This is a genomic window from Micromonospora sp. WMMD1128 (assembly GCF_027497235.1).
Lineage (GTDB): Bacteria > Actinomycetota > Actinomycetes > Mycobacteriales > Micromonosporaceae > Micromonospora.
Map to the genome: position 1 here is coordinate 6,792,501 of NZ_CP114902.1, position 21,637 is coordinate 6,814,137.

19 protein-coding genes, 2 tRNA genes, 2 rRNA genes and 1 pseudogene (1 of these 24 running past the window's edge) are annotated in these 21,637 nt (G+C 71.1%); 15 read left to right on the forward strand and 9 right to left on the reverse strand.

Features of this window, described 5'->3' with window-relative positions:
• The 3 genes from O7602_RS30815 to O7602_RS30825 all read left to right on the forward strand — a co-directional run.
• A 23S ribosomal RNA gene (locus O7602_RS30815) occupies positions 1-1,600 on the forward strand (it extends 1,508 nt beyond the left edge of the window).
• A 75-nt stretch (positions 1,601-1,675) separates the two neighbouring features.
• Positions 1,676-1,792: ribosomal RNA gene (rrf, locus tag O7602_RS30820) — 5S ribosomal RNA — on the forward strand.
• A 201-nt stretch (positions 1,793-1,993) separates the two neighbouring features.
• Positions 1,994-2,620 (forward strand): NADPH-dependent F420 reductase, encoded by a 627-nt coding sequence (locus tag O7602_RS30825; protein ID WP_281586130.1) that lies wholly within the window; start codon positions 1,994-1,996, stop codon positions 2,618-2,620.
• A gap of 69 nt (positions 2,621-2,689) precedes the next feature.
• On the opposite strand, the gene O7602_RS30830 is transcribed toward O7602_RS30825, so the two are convergent.
• The gene (locus tag O7602_RS30830; RefSeq protein ID WP_281586132.1) at positions 2,690-4,504 is read right to left on the reverse strand and encodes a VanW family protein; all 1,815 of its coding nucleotides are present in this window, start codon (positions 4,502-4,504) and stop codon (positions 2,690-2,692) included.
• 186 nt (positions 4,505-4,690) lie between these two features.
• On the opposite strand from O7602_RS30830, the gene nudC reads away from it, so the two are divergent.
• The 3 genes from nudC (at position 4,691) to O7602_RS30845 (ending at position 8,181) form a co-directional block, all read left to right on the forward strand.
• On the forward strand, positions 4,691-5,596 hold the full coding sequence (nudC, locus tag O7602_RS30835; RefSeq protein WP_281586134.1) for an NAD(+) diphosphatase: 906 nt from the start codon (positions 4,691-4,693) through the stop codon (positions 5,594-5,596).
• Between the two features lie 390 nt (positions 5,597-5,986).
• Positions 5,987-6,586, forward strand: coding sequence for a DUF6230 family protein (locus O7602_RS30840; RefSeq protein ID WP_281586136.1), 600 nt, complete (start codon positions 5,987-5,989; stop codon positions 6,584-6,586).
• An 80-nt stretch (positions 6,587-6,666) separates the two neighbouring features.
• On the forward strand, positions 6,667-8,181 hold the full coding sequence (locus O7602_RS30845) for a DUF6114 domain-containing protein (RefSeq protein ID WP_281586138.1): 1,515 nt from the start codon (positions 6,667-6,669) through the stop codon (positions 8,179-8,181).
• A 63-nt stretch (positions 8,182-8,244) separates the two neighbouring features.
• Here O7602_RS30845 and O7602_RS30850 read toward each other — a convergent pair whose 3' ends face one another.
• Both O7602_RS30850 and O7602_RS30855 read right to left on the reverse strand, forming a co-directional pair.
• Positions 8,245-9,915, reverse strand: coding sequence for a DUF885 domain-containing protein (locus tag O7602_RS30850; protein WP_281586140.1), 1,671 nt, complete (start codon positions 9,913-9,915; stop codon positions 8,245-8,247).
• Positions 9,916-9,966: 51 nt separating this feature from the next.
• Positions 9,967-10,563 (reverse strand): Uma2 family endonuclease, encoded by a 597-nt coding sequence (locus tag O7602_RS30855; protein WP_281586141.1) that lies wholly within the window; start codon positions 10,561-10,563, stop codon positions 9,967-9,969.
• A gap of 117 nt (positions 10,564-10,680) precedes the next feature.
• Between O7602_RS30855 and O7602_RS30860 the strand changes: the two genes are divergently transcribed.
• Positions 10,681-11,688 (forward strand): DMT family transporter, encoded by a 1,008-nt coding sequence (locus O7602_RS30860; RefSeq protein WP_281586143.1) that lies wholly within the window; start codon positions 10,681-10,683, stop codon positions 11,686-11,688.
• A gap of 4 nt (positions 11,689-11,692) precedes the next feature.
• Here the strand turns inward: O7602_RS30860 and O7602_RS30865 are convergent, their stop codons facing one another.
• Both O7602_RS30865 and O7602_RS30870 read right to left on the reverse strand, forming a co-directional pair.
• On the reverse strand, positions 11,693-12,763 hold the full coding sequence (locus O7602_RS30865; protein ID WP_281586144.1) for a PHP domain-containing protein: 1,071 nt from the start codon (positions 12,761-12,763) through the stop codon (positions 11,693-11,695).
• A 57-nt stretch (positions 12,764-12,820) separates the two neighbouring features.
• Positions 12,821-13,576 carry a M23 family metallopeptidase gene (locus tag O7602_RS30870; protein WP_281586146.1) on the reverse strand — a complete coding sequence of 252 codons (756 nt, stop codon included), beginning with the start codon at positions 13,574-13,576 and terminating at the stop codon, positions 12,821-12,823.
• A 153-nt stretch (positions 13,577-13,729) separates the two neighbouring features.
• Here O7602_RS30870 and O7602_RS30875 point away from each other — a divergent pair, with 153 nt between their 5' ends.
• The 3 genes from O7602_RS30875 (at position 13,730) to O7602_RS30885 (ending at position 15,570) form a co-directional block, all read left to right on the forward strand.
• On the forward strand, positions 13,730-14,080 hold the full coding sequence (locus O7602_RS30875; RefSeq protein ID WP_281590637.1) for a hypothetical protein: 351 nt from the start codon (positions 13,730-13,732) through the stop codon (positions 14,078-14,080).
• Positions 14,081-14,444: 364 nt separating this feature from the next.
• Positions 14,445-14,972 carry a tRNA adenosine deaminase-associated protein gene (locus O7602_RS30880; protein WP_281586148.1) on the forward strand — a complete coding sequence of 176 codons (528 nt, stop codon included), beginning with the start codon at positions 14,445-14,447 and terminating at the stop codon, positions 14,970-14,972.
• 154 nt (positions 14,973-15,126) lie between these two features.
• Positions 15,127-15,570 (forward strand): nucleoside deaminase, encoded by a 444-nt coding sequence (locus O7602_RS30885; protein ID WP_281590639.1) that lies wholly within the window; start codon positions 15,127-15,129, stop codon positions 15,568-15,570.
• Between the two features lie 104 nt (positions 15,571-15,674).
• Here O7602_RS30885 and deoD read toward each other — a convergent pair whose 3' ends face one another.
• Positions 15,675-16,382, reverse strand: a complete 708-nt coding sequence (gene deoD, locus O7602_RS30890) for a purine-nucleoside phosphorylase (protein WP_281586150.1) — start codon at positions 16,380-16,382, stop codon at positions 15,675-15,677.
• A gap of 75 nt (positions 16,383-16,457) precedes the next feature.
• Here deoD and O7602_RS30895 point away from each other — a divergent pair.
• Positions 16,458-16,547 (forward strand) — tRNA-Ser (locus O7602_RS30895).
• A 37-nt stretch (positions 16,548-16,584) separates the two neighbouring features.
• On the opposite strand, the gene O7602_RS30900 is transcribed toward O7602_RS30895, so the two are convergent.
• A complete protein-coding gene (locus tag O7602_RS30900; protein WP_281586152.1) occupies positions 16,585-17,115 on the reverse strand; it encodes a hypothetical protein in 531 nt (176 codons plus the stop codon).
• Positions 17,112-17,726, reverse strand: a complete 615-nt coding sequence (locus O7602_RS30905) for a hypothetical protein (RefSeq protein ID WP_281586154.1) — start codon at positions 17,724-17,726, stop codon at positions 17,112-17,114. The genes O7602_RS30900 and O7602_RS30905 overlap by 4 nt, the downstream gene beginning before the upstream one ends.
• 129 nt (positions 17,727-17,855) lie before the next feature.
• Here O7602_RS30905 and O7602_RS30910 point away from each other — a divergent pair.
• From O7602_RS30910 to O7602_RS30925, 4 genes and pseudogenes are all read left to right on the forward strand, one after another.
• Positions 17,856-18,503, forward strand: a pseudogene (locus O7602_RS30910) (ATP-binding cassette domain-containing protein); the annotation flags it as partial.
• A gap of 74 nt (positions 18,504-18,577) precedes the next feature.
• On the forward strand, positions 18,578-19,348 hold the full coding sequence (locus tag O7602_RS30915) for an ABC transporter permease subunit (protein ID WP_281586156.1): 771 nt from the start codon (positions 18,578-18,580) through the stop codon (positions 19,346-19,348).
• A 17-nt stretch (positions 19,349-19,365) separates the two neighbouring features.
• Positions 19,366-20,691: a sensor histidine kinase gene (locus O7602_RS30920; protein WP_281586158.1), complete on the forward strand. Its 1,326-nt coding sequence runs from the start codon at positions 19,366-19,368 to the stop codon at positions 20,689-20,691.
• A gap of 14 nt (positions 20,692-20,705) precedes the next feature.
• Positions 20,706-21,350: a response regulator transcription factor gene (locus O7602_RS30925; protein ID WP_281586160.1), complete on the forward strand. Its 645-nt coding sequence runs from the start codon at positions 20,706-20,708 to the stop codon at positions 21,348-21,350.
• 147 nt (positions 21,351-21,497) lie between these two features.
• Here the strand turns inward: O7602_RS30925 and O7602_RS30930 are convergent.
• Positions 21,498-21,582, reverse strand: a tRNA-Ser gene (locus O7602_RS30930).
• Positions 21,583-21,637: the final 55 nt, after the last annotated feature.

Consider the following 21,637-nt stretch of genomic DNA (forward strand, 5'->3'; position numbering starts at 1 on the left):
TATTCCCGTACCCGCGAAAGAGCGTCCCTGATGAACCTCGTTGTGCTAACCACCCAAACCATCCAAGACCTTCGGGTTGAGGGTGGGGAGCGTGGGAACCTGGCGGGTAGTAGTCAAGCGATGGGGTGACGCAGGAAGGTAGCTGATCCCGGCCGGTGGTTGTGCCGGGGTAAGCGTGTAGGCCGTGTCGTAGGTAAATCCGCGGCGCATGAAGGCTGAGACGTGATGCCGAGCCGATTCAGGTGAAGTCAGTGATCCTATGCTGCCGAGAAAAGCCTCTAGCGAGTTCTGAGCGGCCCGTACCCCAAACCGACACAGGTGGTCAGGTAGAGAATACCGAGGCGATCGGGCGAACTGTGGTTAAGGAACTCGGCAAATTGCCCCCGTAACTTAGGGAGAAGGGGGGCCGGAGACGTGAAGCCCCGCGCGGGTGGAGCGTTGTATGGCCGCAGAGAGCAGGGGGAAGCGACTGTTTACTAAAAACACAGGTCCATGCGAAGAAGTAATTCGATGTATATGGACTGACGCCTGCCCGGTGCTGGAACGTTAAGGGGACCTGTTAGCTCTTCGGGGCGAAGCGGAGAACTTAAGCGCCAGTAAACGGCGGTGGTAACTATAACCATCCTAAGGTAGCGAAATTCCTTGTCGGGTAAGTTCCGACCTGCACGAATGGCGTAACGACTTCCCCACTGTCTCAACCACAGGCCCGGCGAAATTGCATTACGAGTAAAGATGCTCGTTACGCGCGGCAGGACGGAAAGACCCCGGGACCTTTACTATAGCTTGACATTGGTATCTGAATTAGCTTGTGTAGGATAGGTGGGAGCCGGTGAAGTCTATACGCCAGTATAGGTGGAGGCAATCTTGAAATACCACTCTGGTTGATTTGGGTATCTAACTTCGGACCGTTATCCGGTTCAGGGACAGTGTCTGGTGGGTAGTTTAACTGGGGCGGTTGCCTCCTAAAGGGTAACGGAGGCGCCCAAAGGTTCCCTCAGCCTGGTTGGCAATCAGGTGTTGAGTGCAAGTGCACAAGGGAGCTTGACTGTGAGACTGACAGGTCGAGCAGGGACGAAAGTCGGGACTAGTGATCCGGCACTGGCATGTGGAAGCGGTGTCGCTCAACGGATAAAAGGTACCCCGGGGATAACAGGCTGATCTTCCCCAAGAGTCCATATCGACGGGATGGTTTGGCACCTCGATGTCGGCTCGTCGCATCCTGGGGCTGTAGCAGGTCCCAAGGGTTGGGCTGTTCGCCCATTAAAGCGGTACGCGAGCTGGGTTTAGAACGTCGTGAGACAGTTCGGTCCCTATCCGCCGTGCGCGTAGGATACTTGAGAAGGGCTGTCCCTAGTACGAGAGGACCGGGACGGACGAACCTCTGGTGTGCCAGTTGTCCCGCCAGGGGCACGGCTGGTTAGCTACGTTCGGAAGGGATAACCGCTGAAAGCATCTAAGCGGGAAGCTCGCTTCAAGATGAGGTATCCCACCCACTTTGTGGGGTAAGGCCCCCAGCTAGACGACTGGGTTGATAGGCCGGAAATGTAAGCCCGGTAACGGGTTCAGTTGACCGGTACTAATAGGCCGAGGACTTGACTACCAAGCTGCTACGCGTCCACTGTGCAACTCTGAACAAACACCACCCGCCAGGGGTTGGTTGACATGTTCATAGAGTTACGGCGGTCATGGCGGAGGGGAAACGCCCGGTAACATTCCGAACCCGGAAGCTAAGCCCTCCAGCGCCGATGGTACTGCACTCGGGAGGGTGTGGGAGAGTAGGACACCGCCGGACAAACCTTCAGTTCAGGGCCACCCCCACGGGGTGGCCCTGAACTGCGTTCGGCGAGAATCACCACGGGCAGGGTGCCGCATTTCGTACCGTCGAGCCGGGACCGCCCGGCGGGTTCCCCGCCGGCCTGGCGGTTTCGGAAACGTGACATGGCGTACGGCAGGTTTGCGATCGGGACGGACCTGCCGGGGTACAGGAGTGGTCATGGAGATCGGAATCATCGGGTCGGGGCACATCGGGGGCACCCTCACCCGTCGTCTGAGTTCACTCGGCCACGACGTCGTGGTAACCAACTCCCGCGGTCCGCAGAGCCTGACCGACCTCGCCACGGAGACCGGCGCCCGGGCTGCCGGCCTGGAGGAGACGGTCCAGGGCGCGGAACTGGTGGTCGTCGCGATCCCGCTGAAGGCGGTGCCGCAGCTACCCCCGGCAGTCTTCGAGGGCAAACTGGTCGTCGACGCGAACAACTACTACCCGCAGCGGGACGGCGACGTCGCCGAACTGCTGGACCGTAGCCTCAGCTCCAGTCGCTGGACGGCCGACCACCTCAAGGGCGCCCGGGTGGTGAAGGCGTTCAACAACATCCAGGCAGCGCACCTGATGGACGAGGGCAAGCCGGCCGGCTCCCCGGGCCGGATCGCCCTGCCGGTGGCCGGTGACGACGCGGACGCCAAGCGGGTGGTCATGGGGCTGGTGGACGAGCTGGGGTTCGACGCGGTCGACGCCGGCACGCTCGACGAGAGCTGGCGTCAGCAGCCCGACACGCCTGTCTACGGCACCGACCGCGATGCGGACGGCGTGCGGGAGGGGCTGGCCGCGGCGCGGCCCTGAGCGCGCCGAGCAAGAGCACCGAGCAATGAGGGAAGGCCCCGCCAGGCGGGGCCTTCCTCGTGTCCGGGGTCAGGCGTTCGGATCCTTGGCGCAGATGAAGCGCGGCTCGGCGTCGTAGCGCCAGCTGAACTTCTCCCGCTTGATCACCTTGCCGTCCTTTTTGATCACCCGGAACGCGTCCTGGGCGAATCCGATGCCGCCGGCCGCGGAGATGCAGCTCGGGCCCGGCTTCAGGTAGACGGTCTTCGGCTGGGTGATGTTACGGCGGGGGCCGTACTCGGTCTTGACGCTGTCATAGATCTTGGTGCTCCAGATCGACACGGTGATCGAATCGGCCGTGTACGAGGTGTCGATGAGCACGCCGTGCGGGGTGTTGTTGCGAAACTTGAAGTCGAGCTGCGGCCAGTAGATGGTCGACTCGATCACGGCCGGGTAGCGGCTGAAGTAGAACGAGTGCGGCTTGTGCTCGACGTCCTCCATGCCGGCGTAGTAGGTGGCGTTGAACAGCGTCGTGGTGAACTGCGAGACGCCGCCGCCCACGCCGGGCACCAGCTTGCCGCCCACGATCGTGGGCGCGTCCTGGTAGCCCTGGTCGTAGCCGCGCTCCCCGGTGTGCGCGTTGAGCGAGAAGGTCTCCCCCGGCCGCACGATCGTGCCGTCCACGTCCTTGGCCGCCTGGACGATGTTCTGGCTGCGGGGGGAGGAGAGACCACCGGTGAACCGGGTGGTGAAGGTGGAGACCCGCTCCTTGATGCCCAGCTCGGCCAGCTTGGCCTCGGTCAGCTCGGGGGCGGCCGGCTTGAGCTCGGCGGTCACCGTGCGGTCGTCCGCCTTGGGCAGCACCGCCAGCAGCGCCGGGCCGAGCGCGGCGGCGTCGACCTGGCGGCCGGCGCGGCTGGGCACCACCTTCGGCTTGCCGCCGCTGATGGTGAGCCCGGCGTCGCGCGGCTCCTTCTCGAGCTTCGTCAGTTTGTCGCCGAGCGCGGTGCGCAGCCGCTTGACGTCGACGCGCGGGGTGATCGTGCCGGCGTCGTCGGTCGAGAAACGCAACGATCGGGCGATGGCGGCGGGTGGGATGGTGACCGAGCCACCACCTGTGGTGAGCGTGACGGGCGCGGCGACGGCCGGCCGGGCCAGCTCGGTGACGAGCCGGTCCACCTCCTCGCGGCTGGTCGCCGGCCACTTCTCCACGAGCGGCACGGTGACCGGTCGGGCGGCGAGCCACGCGGAGGTGACCGCCGGCGTCGCGCCGGCCGGGTCCACGGTCAGCGCCGGCTTCGGATAGACCGGTTTGGGCGTGGTGCCGGTCCAGATGATGGTCGGCACGGTCATCTCCTGACCCTGGTCACCCATCACCTCGCGCAGGGCGGCGTCGAGCCGGTCGGTGTCGACAGTCACCACCGGGTCGACCGCGCGCGAGCCGACCAGCCGGCTCACCGCGTGCGCGTCGGCGGCGGCTGCCGCCGCCACGGTGGCGTCCACGTCGATGGCGAGCCCGACGTCGGCCGGGTTCAACTCGGCCTTCTTCTCCCCGACCGTGACCGCCAGCGGAGCGTTCAGCGCGTCGGCCCGGCGCTCCAGCTCGGCGCGGAGCGCCCGGGCGGCCTCCGCTCGGCTCCGGCCGCCCAGCTCGGTGCCGAGCACTGTGGTGCCGCGGGGGACGTCACCGGCGTACGCGTAGGCGCCGACGCCGATGCCGCCCGCGAGCAGGGCGGCGGTGAGCCCGCCGGCCAGCAGCAGCCGGGCGCGTCGGGAGCGGGTGGGCCCGCCGCCGTCGCCGGTGGGCGGTGTGGCGACCGGCTCCAGCTCGACTCCGGGCCAGCTCACCGCCGCTACCTTGACGGTGGGCCGGTCGTCGGCAGCCGGCATCTTTTCGCCGTGCATCGTCACTCAACCTCGATCGGAAGTACATGCGCGGGGACCGCTTCCCCCGCGGGAGACACCTACGGTAACCAACGCTCGGGCCGGTCGGGAGTCTCCGGCCGGCGGTCGTGTCGGGCGGGCGGCGGTGTCGTACCGATCACCCGTTTCGGGTCCCCGTTCCGGCGCTGATCGTGACACGGTGGGCGGGTGTTGGCGTACGGCGGCGGATGGCTGGACCGGGCGGCGGCGTTGCGCGGTGACCCGGGGTGGCTCGCGGCGCGGTTGACCGATCCGGCGAGCGTGCTGCTGCCGCTGTGGCGCGATCGGTGCCTCGTCGACGCGGTGCGGGCACCGGTGCGGCCGGCGGTGGTGGACGCGGCCGGGCTGCTCGCCGGTGCGGACGAGACGGTCTTCCTCGGGTTGGACGAGGGGCGGGCGCTGTTCGCCGTCGACCTCTCCGGCCGGGGCGAGGGCGAGGCGTGCGAGCTGGCCGGCGCGGTCGAGGCGGTGGACGTCCGGGCGCTCGTGGGTGAGCTGGGCGCGGCCGAGGCGGCCGTCCTGGCGTACGCGAAGGGGTTGTTGCACTGGCATCGCGGCCAGCGGTTCTGCGGTGGTTGCGGCGCGGCGACGGTGGTCGGCTCGGGCGGGCACCTCCGCTCCTGCGGCGGCGCGGGCTGCGGCCGGTTGCTGTTCCCGCGGATCGAGCCGGCGGTCATCATGCTCGTCGAGGCGCCGGGTGAGCCGGCGCGTTGCCTGCTGGCCCGGCATCGGGGCGCGGCGGAGGATTCCTGGTCGACGCTCGCCGGGTTCGTGGAGATCGGCGAGAGCCTGGAGGACGCGGTCCGGCGGGAGGTCGGCGAGGAGGCCGGGGTGGCCGTGGGCGAGGTGGTCTACCAGGGCTCGCAGGCGTGGCCGTTTCCCGCTGGGCTGATGCTCGGCTTCCGGGCGACGGCGGTGTCGACGCGGGTTCGGGTCGACGGCGAGGAAGTGGTGGAGGCGCGGTGGTTCACCCGGGCGGAGCTGCGGGCCCGGGTGGCCGCGGGGCGTCCCCTCGGCCGGATCGACTCGATCGACCGCCACCTGCTGGGGTCGTGGTTGGACGCGCGGGCCTGATCCGTCCTCCGGCCGGCGGCCGAGCCTGACCGGACGGGTGACGGTCTCCTCACACCCAGCCCCTTTGCAGCTTGCCGTTACCAAACTGTGATGTTTGGGTGCGACGGCTACCGCTGGTGAAACCGGCCCGGCGTCCCGTCGTAATCGTGTCGTTTTGCCCAGGCCGCCGAGTCGCCGGGATGTTAACCGTTGGTAACCACAATCGATCTTGATACCACAGTTGTGTTACCCGCCAGTAGCAAGGGTCTTGTGAGCTCTGTCGCTTCGCGAGAGCATCCAATCCGCGACCGCGCGCCCCGTTCGGCACAACGGCTTCCGCGCCGCCCCGCAGCTTTCCCGTCCCGCGTCGCGACCCGCGTCCGGTGACGCACCCCCGTCGAGGAGGACTTTGTGAGTGACCAGGTGAGTGGTGGCACCCGCTGGCGGCGCTTCGCCGCGATGATGGTGCCGGCGACCGTCGTGGCCGGCGGCATCGTGCTGGGCATGGCCAACGGCGCCATCGCGGCGTCGTTCGCGGTGTCGGGGCAGACCTTCAAGGTCGGCGCCTCGACGCTTGTCGGCAACGGCTTCAAGCAGTACGGCGGCATGGTCGAGGAGAAGAACGGCACCAAGCACCCGGTGGCCGTCTCCGAGATCGCCGACGCCAAGCTCTACGACCTCTGCCAGTCGGTCGACGCCAGCCTGCCGGGCATCCCGATCGTGCTGACCATCAACGCCGGTGGCGGCGGCAAGCCGGCCACCGCGACCAACCTGCTGATCGACATGGACTCGCTCGAGGGCGATGCCACGTTCGAGAACATCCAGATCGGCCGCGACGCCAACGAGCTCAACGCGAAGCAGGGCCAGCCGGGCGCGTTCGGGCAGAGCGCCGACGTGGTGACCATCAAGGGGCTCAAGCAGGTGGCGCGCTCGACGAGCGCCGGTGTCTTCACCCTCAACGGGCTGAAGCTGAAGGTCAACGTGGGCAAGGACGCCAAGGAATGCTTCTGATCTGAGGGCGAGGCCCGCGGAGGGCGCCCTCCGCGGGCCTCGACCATGTCTCACCCCGTCAGCACCGCCAGGAGGAGTACGTGACAACCGCCGAAACGCGGCAGGCCCGGCCCGGTCGGCTCGGCCAGGCGTGGCGTGGCTTCCGCCGGTGGCGCCGGGAGCGGCCGTTCTGGGGTGGACTCTTCACCGCCCTGGCCGGTCTGGAGATCTTCGGCACCACCCAGATGAGTTTGAACGGCCTCTCGTTCCAGATGGGGCCCACCGGCTTCCTGTCCTGGCTCATCCCGACCATCCTCGTGGCCTGCGGCATGCTGCTCTGGTTCAGCCCGGCCCAGCGGATGTTCTACGCGGTGGTCGCGGCGATCACCGCGCTCTACTCGCTGATCGGGGTCAACCTCGGCGGCTTCTTCATCGGCCTGCTGCTCGGCATGGTCGGCAGCGCGCTCGGCTTCGCCTGGGTGCCGAGCAAGAAGGCGGACCCCCCGGCGACGCCCGTGGATCCGGTCGACGAGCCGGCGGAGGAGCCGGCCGACGAGCCGCAGCCGGCCCTGGTCGACGAGCTGCTGCCCCGGCAGCGGGAGGACGACACCACCGGAGTCCTCACCGACACGCTGCCCGCGCCGCGCAACCCGCTGCGCGAGGCCGCGCCCACGGAACCGGCCGTCGAGACGCCGGACGCCGACACCCCACGCCGCCCGGGTCACCCGCCCAGGACGTACGCGATCCTGCTCGTCCTCGCCGTCTCCGCGGCCGGGCTGCTCGCGGTCCGCGACCAGCGGCCGGCGGTCGCCGCGCCGGCCGCCTGCCCGACCACATCGGCGCCGGCGCCGAAGCCGACCGCCTCGAAGACCGCCTCGGCGTCGCCGTCGGCCAGCCCGAGCGCCACCGCCCCGGCCGAGCCGGAGGAAGAGGACTCGGACGGCAACCTGCTGACCGAGATCGTCGACGGCATCACCGGCCTGTTCACCGGTGGGAAGGACAAGGCCGAGCCGGCACCGTCACCCTCGACCGCCGCCGCGAGCGGAAGCGCCACGCCGAAGCCCGGCGGCAGCGCGAAGCCGTCGACCCCGGCGAAGCCGGACGCCGACTGCGACGACGCCGACCCGGCCCCGACCAAGCCGAAGCCGGTCGAGGAGGGCAAGCCGCTGCCCAAGCTGGCCGCCGACCCCGACCAACCCCTCGTCGCCGACCCGCCCTCGCTGCTCACCGGCTCCAAGGTCACGATGACCGGGCTGCGCTTCGAGGGCATCGTCGAGCTGCCCACCTACCGGGGCAAGCTCAAGTGCCTGAAGTTCACCATGGACAAGGCGGTGACCGACGACTTCACGCTGCTTGCGAGCGGCCCGGCGGGCAAGAAGCAGCGGTACGTCACCGACGAGCTCACCGTCGAGGGTGACGTCGCGTTCTACGCCACCCGGTTCGTCGGGCGCGTGCTCGGCATCAAGATCACGCTGACGCCGGACCTGCCGTTCCCGGACGGCATTCCGGTCACCTCGCCGATTCCGCTCAGCTTCGACGACCCGGTGATCACGCTGGCCTACGAGCACTCGAAGAAGCTCAGCGCCACGCCGAAGCTCCGGGTCGACCTGGCCTGACCGGACGACGAAACGGCCGGGGTCGGAGGTTCTTCCGACCCCGGCCGTCGCGTTCGGGGAAACTCAGATGCGGGCCAGCGCCCGGCGCAGCGGGTCGAGCCCCAGCGCGCCCAGGTCGAGCGCCTGACGGTGGAACTCCTTCAGGTCGAAGTCGGCGCCCTTGCGGGCCTTCGCCTCCTCCCGGGCCTGCAACCAGATCCGCTCGCCCACCTTGTACGAGGGCGCCTGCCCCGGCCACCCCAGGTAGCGGTTCAACTCGAAGCGCAGGTTCTCGTCCGGCACCCGGCAGTGCGCCCGCATGAACTCCCAGCCCAGCTCCGGCGTCCAGCGCTCGCCCGGGTGGAAGCCGAACGGGTTGTCCTTCGGGATCTCCAACTCCAGGTGCATGCCGATGTCGACGATCACCCGGGCGGCCCGCAGCGCCTGCCCGTCGAGCATGCCGAGCCGGTCGCCGGGATCGTCCAGGTAGCCCAGCTCGTCCATCAGCCGCTCGGCGTAGAGCGCCCAGCCCTCACCGTGCCCGGACACCCAGCAGAGCAGCCGCTGCCAGCGGTTGAGCAGGTCGGCCCGGACGGCGGTCTGGGCGACCTGGAGATGGTGACCCGGCACGCCCTCGTGATAGACGGTGGTCACCTCGCGCCAGGTGGAGAACTCGGTGATGCCCTGCGGCACCGCCCACCACATCCGCCCCGGCCGGGAGAAGTCCTCGCTCGGCCCGGTGTAGTAGATGGCGCCGTCGCTCGTCGGCGCGAGCCGACACTCGATCCGGCGGATCTGCTCCGGGATGTCGAAGTGGGTGCCGGCGAGCTCGCTGATCGCATCGTCGGCGAGCGCCTGCATCCAGTCGCGGAACGCCTCCTTGCCCCGGATGGTCCGCGCCGGGTCGGCGTCGAGCGCGCGGACCGCGTCGTCGATCGTGGCGCCGGGGCCGACGATCCGCCCGGCCACCGTCCGCATGTCGGCCTCCAGACGGGCCAACTCCGCGAAACCCCAGGCGTACGTCTCGTCCAGGTCGACCTTCGCGCCGAGGAAGTACTGCGAGGCCAGTTCGTAGCGCTCCCGGCCGGCGGCCTGCTTCTGCCGCCCCTCCGGGGCCAGCTCGGTGCGGAGGAAGTGCCCGAACTCGGCGGTGGCCGCGGTCGCGGCGGCGGCGCCCTTGCGCAGCTCGGCGCCGAGCGGGCCGTCGGAGTCGAGGCGTTCGACCAGGCCGTGGAAGAAGTTGTCGCCGTCCGGGTCGACCCAGGCGTCGCACTGCTTGGCGACCTCGACCAACTGCACCTGTGAGCTGACCCGGCCGACCGCCGCGGCCTCGCGGAGCGTGCGCTTGTAGCCGTCGAGCGCCGACGCGAAGCGGTTGAGCCGGGCGGCCACGTTGGCCTTCGCCTCCTCGCCGTCGGTCGGCATCAGGTCGAAGACCATCCGGAGCTCGTGCAGCCCGCTGGAGATCACGTTGACCTCGCTGGTGAGCTCGCCGGCGTCGTACCGGGCGAGTTCCAGCCCGAGGCGTTCCTGCATCGCCTCCTGGGCGATCCGCTCCGCCTCGGTCTCCGGCTCGATGACGTCGAGTTCGCCGAGCGTGCGCCGGGTCAGTTCGGCGCGGGCCGCGTACCCGTCGGGGGAGAGGTCGTCGAGCTGGTCGTCGTAGCCGGCGATGCCGACGTAGGTGGCGCCGGTCGGGCTCAGCGGAGCCCACTGGGCCACGTATCGGTTGGCGAGGTCATCGATTCGTCCCACGGGGCGACCCTACGTGACCGGACCGCCCCGGTGTCGAGCGTGTTCGCCGTGTCAGGGCAGCAGGTCCGCCGGATCGAAGTCGATCGGGAACGGCAGGTCCAGCTTGAGTCGTTGGCCACTGACGGCCTGGGCCGTGCCGACGTAGCCGCCGTCGTCGAGCGTCAGGAATTCGACGCCGACGTGCCGGATCTGGCGGGCGATCTGCACCCGCATGAAGTACGGCACCCCGGCCTCGGCGCAGCGACGCGGCTTGTCCACGAAGTCCTGGCGTCGACTGCCCGGCGACACGAACTCCACCGCCATGGTGCACAGCCGGGCCGGGATCCAGCGGTCCTCCTGGTCGGTCCCGGGCAACGTGTGCAGGATGGTCAGGTCGGGCTGGATCCACCGGTCGGGGGTGAAGGTCAGGTTCACCTGGCCGAAGACGTAGTAGCCGGCCTCCTTCGCTGCCGGCTTGAGCAGGTGCATCAACTCACCCTCGGCATAGCTGTTGGTGGCGGTCTCGGCGGGGGTCATGACCAGCCTTCCGTCGATGCACTCGTAGCGCGTGCTCGGCAACTCGCGCAACGGGAGGTAACGGTCGGCGAGCCCGGTGGTCCACATGCCGTCGAAATCGACGAGCGGATCGAAACGCATGGGCATGGCCATCGACGTGTCACCTCCTCGACCGGTCAACGCTCCCACTGTAGGTCGGTTGCTGTGGCGGTCGACACCACGTCCGATTTTCGCGCGACTTCGTCGTACCCGAGGGGCAGAGTGTCAGGGGTGACCGTCGAGACCGCTCCTGACCGGGCGCCACTGCGCAGTTGGCTGCCCGGGTTCGTCGCACTTGCCGCGATCTGGGGTTCCAGCTTCCTCTTCATCAAGGTCGGGGTGAGCGAGCTGCATCCCGTGCACCTCACCCTCTACCGGGTGGCCACCGGCGCGGCCACGCTGCTGGTGGTGCTGGCCGTGCTGCGCGACCGGCTGCCCCGCGAGCCCCGGATCTGGGCCCACCTGCTGGTGGTGGCCGCGTTCGGCGTCGCGCTGCCGTTCACCCTGTTCGGCTTCGGCGAGCAGCGGGTCGAGTCCATGCTCGCCGGCATCTGGAACGCCACCACGCCGCTTATCGTGCTGCCGATGGCGGTGCTCGTGTTCCGCACCGAACGGCTGACCGCGCGGCGGGCGGTCGGGCTGGCGCTGGGCTTCGTCGGCGTGCTCGTGGTGCTCGGCGTCTGGGAGGGCGTCGGCGGCGCCCACTTCACCGGCCAGCTCATGTGCTTCGGCGCGGCGGCCTGCTACGGCCTGGCGATCCCCTACCAGAAGAGGTTCATCGCCGGCAGCACGCACTCCGGCCTGTCGCTGTCGGCCGCCCAACTGCTCGTGGCGAGCGCGCAGCTCGCGCTTGTCGCACCGTTCGTGGCCGGTGCCCCGCCGGTGCCGACCGGCCTGTCGTGGCGGGTGGTGGGAAGCGTGCTCGCGCTGGGCGCGCTCGGCACCGGGCTGGCCTTCGTGATCAACATGCGGAACATCCGGCTGGCCGGCGCCAGCACGGCGTCCACCGTGACGTACCTGATCCCGGTCTTCGCGGTGCTCGTCGGCGCCGTGGTCCTCGGCGAACGGACGAACTGGCACCAGCCGGTGGGGGCGTTCGTCGTGCTTGTCGGCGTGGCGGTCGCGCAGGGCCTGTTCGGCCGGCGTCGCCCCGGCGCGCAGCCGGTGCCGGCCGCCGTCCCGGAGTCCGAGCCGGCGCCTGCCGGCGATCCGGTGATCCAGGCGGCCGTCCGGGGCTGACCGCTCAGCCCCGGCTCGTCGTCCACCTCACCAGGCGGTCGGCGGTCCAGGTGTTGACCACCCGGTCCGCCGGTACGCCGCAGCGCGCCGCGCGCTCGCAGCCGAAGCGCTGCCAGTCGAGCTGCCCGGGGGCGTGCGCGTCGGTGTCGATGGCGAACCGGCAGCCGGCCTCCAGGGCGCGGCGGATCAGCCGCTTCGGCGGGTCCTGCCGCTCCGGCCGCGAGTTGATCTCGACGGCCACGTCGTGCTCCGCGCACGCGGCGAAGACGGCATCCGGATCGAAGTCGCTCTCCTTGCGGGTACGCGCCCGGTGTCCCTTGTCACCCGGGCCGGTCACGCCGGCCGGCCGGGACGACACCATCCGGCCGGTGCAGTGCCCCAGGATGTCCAGGTGCGGGTTGGCGACCGCGGTGAGCATCCGGCGGGTCATCTTCGCCCGGTCGTCGTTCAGGCCGCTGTGCACCGAGCCGACCACCACGTCCAGCCGGGCCAGCAGCTCGTCGGTCTGGTCGAGCGAACCGTCGGCGAGGATGTCGACCTCGATGCCGGTGAGGATGCGGAAGCCCTTCGGCAACGCCTCGTTGACCGCCGCCACGTGGTCGAGCTGCCGGCGCAAGCGGTCCGCGGTGAGCCCCCGGGCCACCTTGAGCCGGGGCGAGTGGTCGGTGAGTACCAGATATTCGTGGCCCAGCTCGACCGCGGCCAGCGCCATCTCCTCGATCGGTGAGCCGCCGTCGGACCAGTCCGAGTGGCTGTGGCAGTCGCCGCGCAGCGCGTCCCGCAGCTTCGCCGCCTCCTCGTCCAGGTCGGTGCCCTCGGTGGCCAGCAGCCGGCGCAGGTAGACCGGCTCCTCGCCGGCCAACGACTCGGCCACACAACGGGCGGTGACGTCACCGACGCCGGCCAGCTCGGTCAGCTTCCCCGTGCGGGCCCGCTCGGCCACCTCGCCGCTCGGCAGCGCGCCGAGCGCGTTCGCCGCCGACCGGAACGCCCGTACCCGATAGGTGGCCTCGTTCGCCCGCTCCAGCAGGAACGCGATCCGGCGCAGGTCGGCGATGGGATCCCGGGCACTCATGCCCTGGAACCTACGCGCTCCGGCCGCCCGCCGTGCGCCGGCGGACCGCGCGTCGGGTCACCCGCCCGAGCCGGAGCGACCCGGCGACTTCGGACAGCCGTGCTTGCGCTGCCAGGCGGTGACCTCGGCGACCGGGGAGCGGTTGCTGCCCTTGCGCCAGGAGTTCAGGTAGGGCGCCGGCCAGACCACGCCCCGACGGATCCACCAGTCGTCGTGGCCGGTGCACTTCGGCGACAGCCCGAAGTGCAGGTGGCACACGTTGTTCGCGTTGCCCGTGCGGCCCACCTTGCCGAGTTGCTGCCCGGCGCGGACGCGTACCCCGGCGTCCACGTTGGCGGTGATCGCGCTCAGGTGGGAGCCGTAGTAGCGCACCCCGTCGTCGCCGAGCAGCGACACCGAGAGGCCGCCGTTGTTCGGCCCCAGCGGACCGCGCTTGTCGAACCGGTCCACCCGGCTCACCTCAAGGACCACGCCGTCGGTGACCGCCACCACCGGCTCACCGCAGTCGGCGAAGATGTCGGTGCCCGGATAGCCACCGTGCGTCGGGTGGTAGTCGATGTTGCCGGCCCGGACCGGGAAGACCCGCCGCGTCGCCGCGCGGGTCGGCGTCGGCGTCGGGGTCGGGGTCGGGGCGACGGACGTGGCCGGGCTCGCCGTCGGCGCCGCAGGCTGCGCCGCGGTCACCATCGGGCTGGGATCCTGCCACGCGTCGGCGGGCGCTTCGGGCCGGTCGCACCCGGCGGCGAGCGCCGCGACGAGCAGCAGGACCGGGTACGCCGGACGCGCGCGGCGTCCGATCGATGGCGAGCGCATCCGATCATCCTGGCAGACCACTACCGTAGGAACGAACGCCGAGACCCACCCACGACGGGGTGTCACTGTGCGTGATGTCGCGGGCGTGGTCCAGGGGAGGGAGCAGCGGTGGCGAACGGGTGGCACGGCGGATCCGAGCAAACCGGCCCGGCGGTGTTCCACCCGCCGCCGCGTACCCCGTCGGGGCTCTTCCCGTCCGGCGGGTCGACGCGGCCCAGCTACCGCGAGCCGTACCCGGTCACCGGCGCGGGCGTCGCGATCGGCGCGGTGGTCACGTTCGCCTGGCTGCTGCTGTTCGGGCTGGTCGGCCGCGACGTGGCCGGATACGCCTGGTGGACGCTGCTGGCCGGCGGGCTGGCCTGGGCGGTGGCCGCGGTGCTGGTCCGACACGGCGACCGCGGGGTCGCCACCGGCGTGGCGATCGTCATCGCCGGCGGCTGGAGCATCGCCGCGGCGGTCGTCGCCGTGCGGTGGGCGCAGACCGGCGACTGGCCGCTCTGGTGACCTTCGGTGCCGGTTTCGCTGCGTAGCGAAGACCATCTTGACGTACGGGCGGTGACGGTTCACGCTCGCCGTATGGCCTGGACCACACCGCCGCGGCTCGACCCCGATCGGAGCCGCCGACGCCTTCAGATCCTCGCCGAGTTGGCCGGTGCCCGAGCGGTTCAGCAGCGCGAACGGCCGCAGCGGGCGCACAGCGCGCGTCTTCGCCAACTGATCGCCACGCGTCGCCGCGTCACCGGCTGACCGGCTTTCTCCAGGAACGGCCGGCCCGTTACGGGGCGTTGACCGGTCGCCCGCCGACCCGACCGGTTAACGTGCATCGCGTGAGTTGTCGGCGTGCCGCCGAAGCCAGTTTGGGGGGACCGTGTCGTACTTCGCTGCTGCCGTGGCGCGCGTCGACGGCGGCTGGAGCGCCGGCGAGGTGAGCCTGCGGGGAATCACCGACATCGAGGAGGCGGCCGACCGCCTGCGCGACGTCGAGCCGGACGCGGACATCTCGCTGCTGTTCGTCGAGGCGGACGACACCTACCTGGTGGTCCTGCGCCTGGACGAGGGCGAGGACCTGCGCGTGTTCGGCTCCGACTCGGCGTACGCGGAGGAGTCCCGGCTGGGCGCGTTGCTCGTCGGCGACCTGAAGACCTCGGTCACCGGCCTGGAGGAGGTCGACGAGCCGCGCCCGTCCGGCGGCGACGACGAGACCGAGGAGCAGCCGGCCGTGGACCCGGAGGCCGACCCGGTGGGCGACGCCGACCTCCTCGCCGACCTGGGCATCTCGGCGCAGAAGCTGCTCGCGCTCTGCGCGCACGACGGCAACATGCCGGCCGACGTGACCGCCGAGATCTGCCAGGTGCTCGGCTGCGCGGACGAGGTCGAGGAGCTGCGTGAGGTCTGAGCCCGGCGAGCATGTGACGCCCGGCGCCACCGAGCCGGCCGACGCCACCGACCCGGCGCTGGCGACCGCGGGGACGTCGCGTCCCGGCCCCGGCGCCGACGAAGGGCTGACCGACCCGGGCACGGTGGGCCGCCGGCAGCGGCACGAGCTGTGGATGCGCCGGGCCCTTCAGGTCGCGGTGACCGGCCCGGACAGCGGGCCGCCCGCCGAAGGCGTCGACGACGTGCCGGTCGGGGCGGTGCTCTACGGACCCGACGGCGCCGAACTGGCGATCGGCCGCAACGAGCGGGAGCTGACCGGCGACCCCACCGCGCACGCCGAGGTGCTGGCGCTGCGTCGCGCCGCCCGGCGGCTGGGCCGATGGCGGCTGGACGGCTGCACGCTCGTGGTCACGCTGGAGCCGTGCACCATGTGCGCCGGAGCGATCGCGCTGGCCCGCGTACCGACAGTGGTGTTCGGGGCGTGGGAGCCGAAGACGGGCGCGGTCGGCTCGCTCTGGGACGTGCTGCGCGACCGCCGCCTCCCGCACCGCCCCGAGGTGTACGGCGGCGTCCTCGCACCGGAGAGCGCCGCGTTGCTGCGCGCCTTTTTCAGGTAAGGCGGGGGCCCCGCTTAACGCATCCGGTAGAGGCGGGGCCCCCGCTTAACAAGCCGCCGCCCCCGGCACCGGGCGGGTGGCGGGGGCGGGCGGAAACGGGACGGTCAGGCGATGGCGGTGTCGAGGGCGATCTCGACCATCTGGCCGAACGTCTGCTCACGCTCCTGCGACGTGGTCTTCTCACCGGTCTTGATGTGGTCGCTGACGGTCAGGATGGTCAGCGCGCGGGCCTTGAACCGCGCCGCGATGGTGTAGAGCGCCGCCGACTCCATCTCCACCGCCAGCACGCCGTAGTCGGCGAGCGTGTCGTAGAGGTCCGGCCGGTCGGTGTAGAAGGCGTCCGCGGCCAGGATCGGGCCGACCCGCATGCTGATGCCGCGCCGCTCGGCCACGTCGACCGAGGTACGCAGCAGCCCGAAGTCGGCCACCGGGGCGTAGTCGATCAGCCCGTCGAAGCGCATCCGGTTCATGTTCGAGTCGGTGGACGAGCCGATCGCGGCCACCACGTCCCGCAACTGCAGGTCCTCGGTCAGGGCGCCGCAGGAGCCCACCCGGATCAGCGTCCGCACGCCGTAGTCGTTGATCAGCTCGTGGGCGTAGATGGAGGCGGACGGCATGCCCATGCCGGAGCCCTGGACGGAGACGTCGACGCCGTTCCACCGGCCGGTGAAGCCCAGCATGCCGCGCACCGTCGTGTAGCAGCGGGCCTCCTCGAGGTAGGTCTCCGCGATCCACTTGGCCCGCAGCGGGTCGCCCGGCATCAGGACCCGCTCGGCGATCTCTCCCGGCTCAGCGCCGATGTGCGTACTCATGACAAAGATCCTGCCAGGCCGGCCGACGGGATACCGGCTCGGCGTCCGTGCCGGTGGTCCTGTACCCTCGTCGGCGGTGGCGTGTCCGAGTGGCCTAAGGAGCACGCCTCGAAAGCGTGTGAGGGTTTACGCCCTCCGCGGGTTCAAATCCCGCCGCCACCGCCAATCGCCGAAGCGCCCGGAATCCCCGGGCGCTTCGTCGTCAGCAGGGGCCGTAGCCCTCGTCGAAGAGGCGGCGGGCCCAGTCCGCGTACCCGACGATGATCTTTCGGACGGTGACGCCGTCGTGCAGGAACAGGTAGCCGCGGTCGCCGTCGCGGGCCAGCAGCCCGGCGAAGCGGTGGCTACCGGGCGGCGCCGGCAGCGCGGCGGCGCCGGGGTAGGCGGCGCGCACCTCGCCGACCGGTGTGCCGGCGCTGATCCCCTCCGGCGTGGTCATCGGGTCGTCGAGCCAGAGCAGGACGAGCCGGTCGTCGACGAAGATCGGGCTGACCGAGCCGTGTCCGGCAAGTGTGGGCCCGCAGGCGTCCTCGTCGGTGCGCAGCAGGCCACGCCGGGTCAGGTCGTCCTCGGTGGCGCCGAACTCCGCGTTGCGCAGGCCGTTCAGGCTGACCACCTCGGCGGCGCCGACCGGCCGGGCCGCCACGTCCGGTCCCTGTGGACGGACGCCGCTCCCGGTGGCGGAAGCGGCGACCAGCAGTGCGGCTATAAAACCGAATTGTCGTGATTTCATGTAATCCCCCAGTCCCCAACGGGACCGGGGCGAAGAGGTTGCTGGTGCGGGCCGGATTGGCGCGATTCCCATTCTTCGGCCAACTCGTCCCAGTAGTCGGCGGACAGCCCGCGCCGGCCGTGCGCCAGCCAACCGTCCGTGTCGCGCTCCAGATGCAGGCCCAGTTCGGCGAACGGGTCGATCCACGCGCCCGGCTCGGCACCCAGCCGGGCCAGCGCCGCGTTGATCGGCCACTCGGCGCGCGGCCGGTCCAGCGCGCCGTCGTGGCGCGGCCCCCAGCTCACCTCGCCGCCCAGCCACACCACGGCCGCCTGGTGGCCCAGCCCGCCGGCGAACTCCGCCTCCAGGTATGCCACCGGGCCGGGCCTCGACCAGCGGGCCAGCAGCTCCGCCAGCGGCGGGGAGAGGACGAGCCGGAACGGACGCACGGCGCACGGCTCGTCGGTGGCGAAGTCCGGCGGCGCGCCGGTCAGCTCCGCCACGAGCTGCGGGGTGACCGGCAGCAGCGCGAAGTCCTGCCGGAGCGCGGCCAGCACCGCGTGGTCCAGGTCGGCGGTCTGCTCGCGGAGCAGCTCGACGTCCGCGACCACGGCGCTGAGCTGGTAACTCATCCGATCCCCCAGGTGCGTCCACAGGCTGTGGATAGAACATGTGTACGACGGGGATGGTGGAAAACCCCCGGTCGTAGCCGGATGGTTTCCGGCTGTCGACCACCGGCGGCGCTGCCTAGCGTCGACTGTGTGATCGAACTACGTGAGCTGACCAAACGCTACGGGAGCCGGGTCGCCGTCGACGGGCTGAGCGTCCGGGTCCAGCCGGGCGCGGTGACCGGCTTCCTCGGCCCGAACGGATCCGGCAAGTCGACGACGATGCGCATGATCCTCGGCCTGGACGCCCCGGACCACGGCGAGGCGCTTGTCGACGGCGTCCGGTACCCGGACCTGGCCTGGCCGTTGAAGACGGTCGGCGCGCTGCTCGACACCGGGGCGTTCCACCCCGGCCGCAGCGGGCGCGCACACCTGAGCGCACTGGCCGCCAGCAACGACATCCCCGCCTCCCGGGTCGAACGGGTGCTGCGCGTCGTCGGGCTGACCGACGCGGCGAGCGGGCGCGCCGGCACCTACTCGCTCGGCATGCGCCAACGGCTCGGCGTCGCTGTGGCCCTGCTCGGCGACCCGGCCGTCGTCCTGCTCGACGAGCCGGTCAACGGGCTGGACCCGTAGGGCATCCGCTGGATCCGGGACCTGCTGCGCGGGCTCGCCGCCGAAGGCCGGACCGTGTTCGTGTCCAGCCACCTGATCGCCGAGATGGCGCTGACCGCGGACCGGCTGGTGGTGATCGGTCGGGGCCGGCTGCTGGCCGAGACGACAGTCGCCGAACTCGCCGCCGGCCACGACAACCTGGAGGACGCGTTCTTTCGGCTCACCTCGCAAACCACCGACTATCGCGGAACGGACGTGTCATGAGCGGCTACGGATTCCGGCACGCGGCCCGGATGGAACGGATCAAGCTGGGTAGCGTCCGGTCCACGTGGTGGCTGGCCGGGGCGTCGGTGGCCGCGATGGCCGCGGCCGGCGTCGGGGTGGGACTCGGCTACCGGTCGCACACACCGGTGGCCACCACCGCGCAGATCCTGAACAACAGCCTGAGCGGCGCCATCCTGGCCCAACTCCTTCTCGGCGCGCTCGGCGTCCTCCTGGTGACCGGCGAGTACGGCACCGGGATGATCCGTTCGACGCTCGCCGCCGTACCCCGGCGCAGGACCGTCCTGGCCGCGAAGGCCGCGGTGTGCGGTGGCGCGGCGCTCACCGTCGGTCTGCTCGCCAGCTTCGCCGGCTATCTCGGCGGGCAGCTCGCGATCCGCGATACCGCCATCCCGGCCGCCTCCCTCGGCGACCCGCGGATCCTGCGCGCGGTCCTGCTGACCGGCGGATACCTGGCCGCCACCGCGCTGATCGGCGTGGGCATCGGGACTGTGGTACGGCACTCGGGCGCCGCGATCGGCACGCTGTTCGCGCTGATGTTCGTCCCGACGATCGCGGTCGGCCTGTTCGGCGAGGACGGCATCGGGGTCGGCCGCTTCGTCCCGCTGCTGATGCTGCTCAACTCGGTCGCGGTGACCGCGCCGACACCCGGGCTGTTCGCCGGCTGGGTGAGCGTGCTGCTGATGTGCGGGTACGCGGCGGTGGCGCTCCTCTGCGGCGGCGTACTGCTCCGCCGGCGCGACGCGTGAGCGGCGACAATGGGCCGATGACCGCGCTGCGCGCCCCGTTCACCGGGCCGACCCTGCGCCGGGCGGTGTTCTGCCTGGTCGGCGTGCTCAGCGCGGTCGTGATCCTGGCCGTGCCGGCGCTCGTGCCGGCCCTGGGCGCGCTCATCCTCCGGGCGACCGGCGGCATGTCCCGGCAGCCCGCGCCGGTCGTCGCGCCGATCTTCCTGGTGCTCTTCCCACTCACCGTCGCGCTCCTGGTCGTGCTGGCCGCCCCGATCGGGCGCGCGACGGGCGCGATGCACCGCCGGCTCGCGGACCGGTTGCTCGACGTGCGGGTGGACGCCCCACCACCGCGGCCCTCGAAGCGGCTCGGCGCCCTGGTCGCCGACGGGCCCGGCTGGCGTGCCGTCGGGTACGGCCTGCTCAAGGTGCCACTGGCCATCCCGCAGGGGTACGGCGTCTTCTGCTACGTGCTCGGCCCGGTCAACCTGAGCTACCCGCTGTGGTGGCCGCTGTTCCGCAACCACCCACCCGGCACCCGCCTCGGCCCGGTGTGGGCGCTGACGCCGTTCGGCGCGATCGGCACCCGGACGCTCGCCGGCACGTTCCTCATCGCCGCGGCCGGCCTCGCCATGCTGCTCGTCGCGCCGTGGCTGATGCGGGCCGGTACGACAGCGGACGTGGCCGCGATGCGCCGGCTGCTCGGCCCGCGCCGGCTCGCCGAGCGGGTACGCGAACTCCAGGTCAGCCGCGCCCGCGCGATCGACGACGCGGCCACCATGATGCGCCGGCTGGAACGGGACCTGCACGACGGCGCGCAGATCCGGTTGGCCACGCTGGCGATGAACCTCGGCATGGCGACCGAGAAGCTCGGCGCGGACGGCCCGCCACCGGACCTCGCGCAGGCCCGGGAACTGGTCGCGCTCGCCCACCGGGGCGCGAAGGACGCCCTCGCCGACCTGCGCGACCTGGTGCGCGGCATCCATCCGCCGGTCCTCGACAACGGTCTCGGTGACGCGCTGGCGACGCTCGGCACGAGCAGCGCCGTCCCGGTCGCGGTGACCGTCGAGCTGCCCGCCCGCCCGGCGCCCGCGATCGAGACCATCGCCTACTTCTGCGCCGCCGAGCTGCTCGCGAACGCGGCCAAGCACAGCCGGGCGACCCGGGTCGGGCTCGACGTCGGCGGATCCGCCGAGCGCCTGACGCTCACCGTCACCGACGACGGCGTCGGCGGGGCGTACCCGGACGGCCCCGGCCTGACCGGCCTGGCCCGCCGCATCGCCGTGGTGGACGGCCGGATGCGCGTGCACAGCCCGGCCGGCGGTCCGACCCGGGTCGAGATCGAACTGCCCACGCACGTGTGAACGGAGACGACGACATGCGGGTGGTGATCGCGGAGGACGCCGCGATGATGCGCGAAGGGCTGGTCCGGCTGCTCACCGACCGCGGTTTCGAGGTGTGCGCGGCGGTGGCCGACGCGGACGCGCTGCGGACCGCGGTCGCCGACTTCGTTCCGGACGTGGCAGTCGTCGACATCCGGATGCCACCGACGCACACCGACGAGGGGCTGCGCGCCGCCATCGACGTCCGGCGCGACCAGCCCGGGGTCGGCGTGCTTGTCTTCTCCCAGTACGTGGAGACCCGCTACGCGACCCGCCTGCTCGCCGACCGGCCCACCGGCGTCGGCTACCTGCTCAAGGACCGGGTCGCCGACGTCGCCGACTTCGTGGACGCGCTGACCCGGGTGGCGTCCGGCGGCACCGCCCTGGACCCGGAGGTGGTCGGCCACCTGATGCGGGCCGGGCGGGACACCACCGGGATGGCGTCGCTGACCCCGCGGGAGCGGGAGGTGCTGTCGCTGATGGCCGAGGGACGATCCAACGCCGGGATCGCGGCGGCCCTGGTCATCACGCCCGGAGTCGTGGAGAAGCACGTGGCGAACATCTTCGCCAAACTTGGCCTGCCGGCCTCGGAGGGCGACAACCGCCGCGTCCTGGCCGTCCTCCGCCACGTCAGCGGCTGACGTCAGGCGCCGGCGCCGCCGACGAGATACCTCGGGCGTCCGTCGGTGAGCGCAGCCACCGCGTGACGGCGGCCGACCCGTTGCGACACCGAACGACGAAGGGCCGGCCCTGATTGGGCCAGCCCTGTCGCTTGCTGCTCAAGAGAGCGGAGGATACGAGATTCGAACTCGTGAGGGTGTAAACCCAACACGCTTTCCAAGCGTGCGCCCTAGGCCTCTAGGCGAATCCTCCGCGAGCCAGGATACAGGTCCCGCGACGGTGGGCCACCCCACCCTCCCGGAAGATC

Excerpts from the sequence above, each read along its gene's own strand:
- O7602_RS30825 (WP_281586130.1), top strand. The coding sequence starts at position 1,994 with ATGGAGATCGGAATCATCGGGTCGGGGCACATCGGGGGCACCCTCACC.
- O7602_RS30830 (WP_281586132.1), bottom strand. The coding sequence starts at position 4,504 with ATGCACGGCGAAAAGATGCCGGCTGCCGACGACCGGCCCACCGTCAAG.
- O7602_RS30855 (WP_281586141.1), bottom strand. The coding sequence starts at position 10,563 with ATGGCCATGCCCATGCGTTTCGATCCGCTCGTCGATTTCGACGGCATG.
- O7602_RS30865 (WP_281586144.1), bottom strand. The coding sequence starts at position 12,763 with ATGAGTGCCCGGGATCCCATCGCCGACCTGCGCCGGATCGCGTTCCTG.
- O7602_RS30870 (WP_281586146.1), bottom strand. The coding sequence starts at position 13,576 with ATGCGCTCGCCATCGATCGGACGCCGCGCGCGTCCGGCGTACCCGGTC.
- O7602_RS30885 (WP_281590639.1), top strand. The coding sequence starts at position 15,127 with ATGCGCCGGGCCCTTCAGGTCGCGGTGACCGGCCCGGACAGCGGGCCG.
- deoD (WP_281586150.1), bottom strand. The coding sequence starts at position 16,382 with ATGAGTACGCACATCGGCGCTGAGCCGGGAGAGATCGCCGAGCGGGTC.
- O7602_RS30900 (WP_281586152.1), bottom strand. The coding sequence starts at position 17,115 with ATGAAATCACGACAATTCGGTTTTATAGCCGCACTGCTGGTCGCCGCT.
- O7602_RS30905 (WP_281586154.1), bottom strand. The coding sequence starts at position 17,726 with ATGAGTTACCAGCTCAGCGCCGTGGTCGCGGACGTCGAGCTGCTCCGC.
- O7602_RS30915 (WP_281586156.1), top strand. The coding sequence starts at position 18,578 with ATGAGCGGCTACGGATTCCGGCACGCGGCCCGGATGGAACGGATCAAG.
- O7602_RS30920 (WP_281586158.1), top strand. The coding sequence starts at position 19,366 with ATGACCGCGCTGCGCGCCCCGTTCACCGGGCCGACCCTGCGCCGGGCG.
- O7602_RS30925 (WP_281586160.1), top strand. The coding sequence starts at position 20,706 with ATGCGGGTGGTGATCGCGGAGGACGCCGCGATGATGCGCGAAGGGCTG.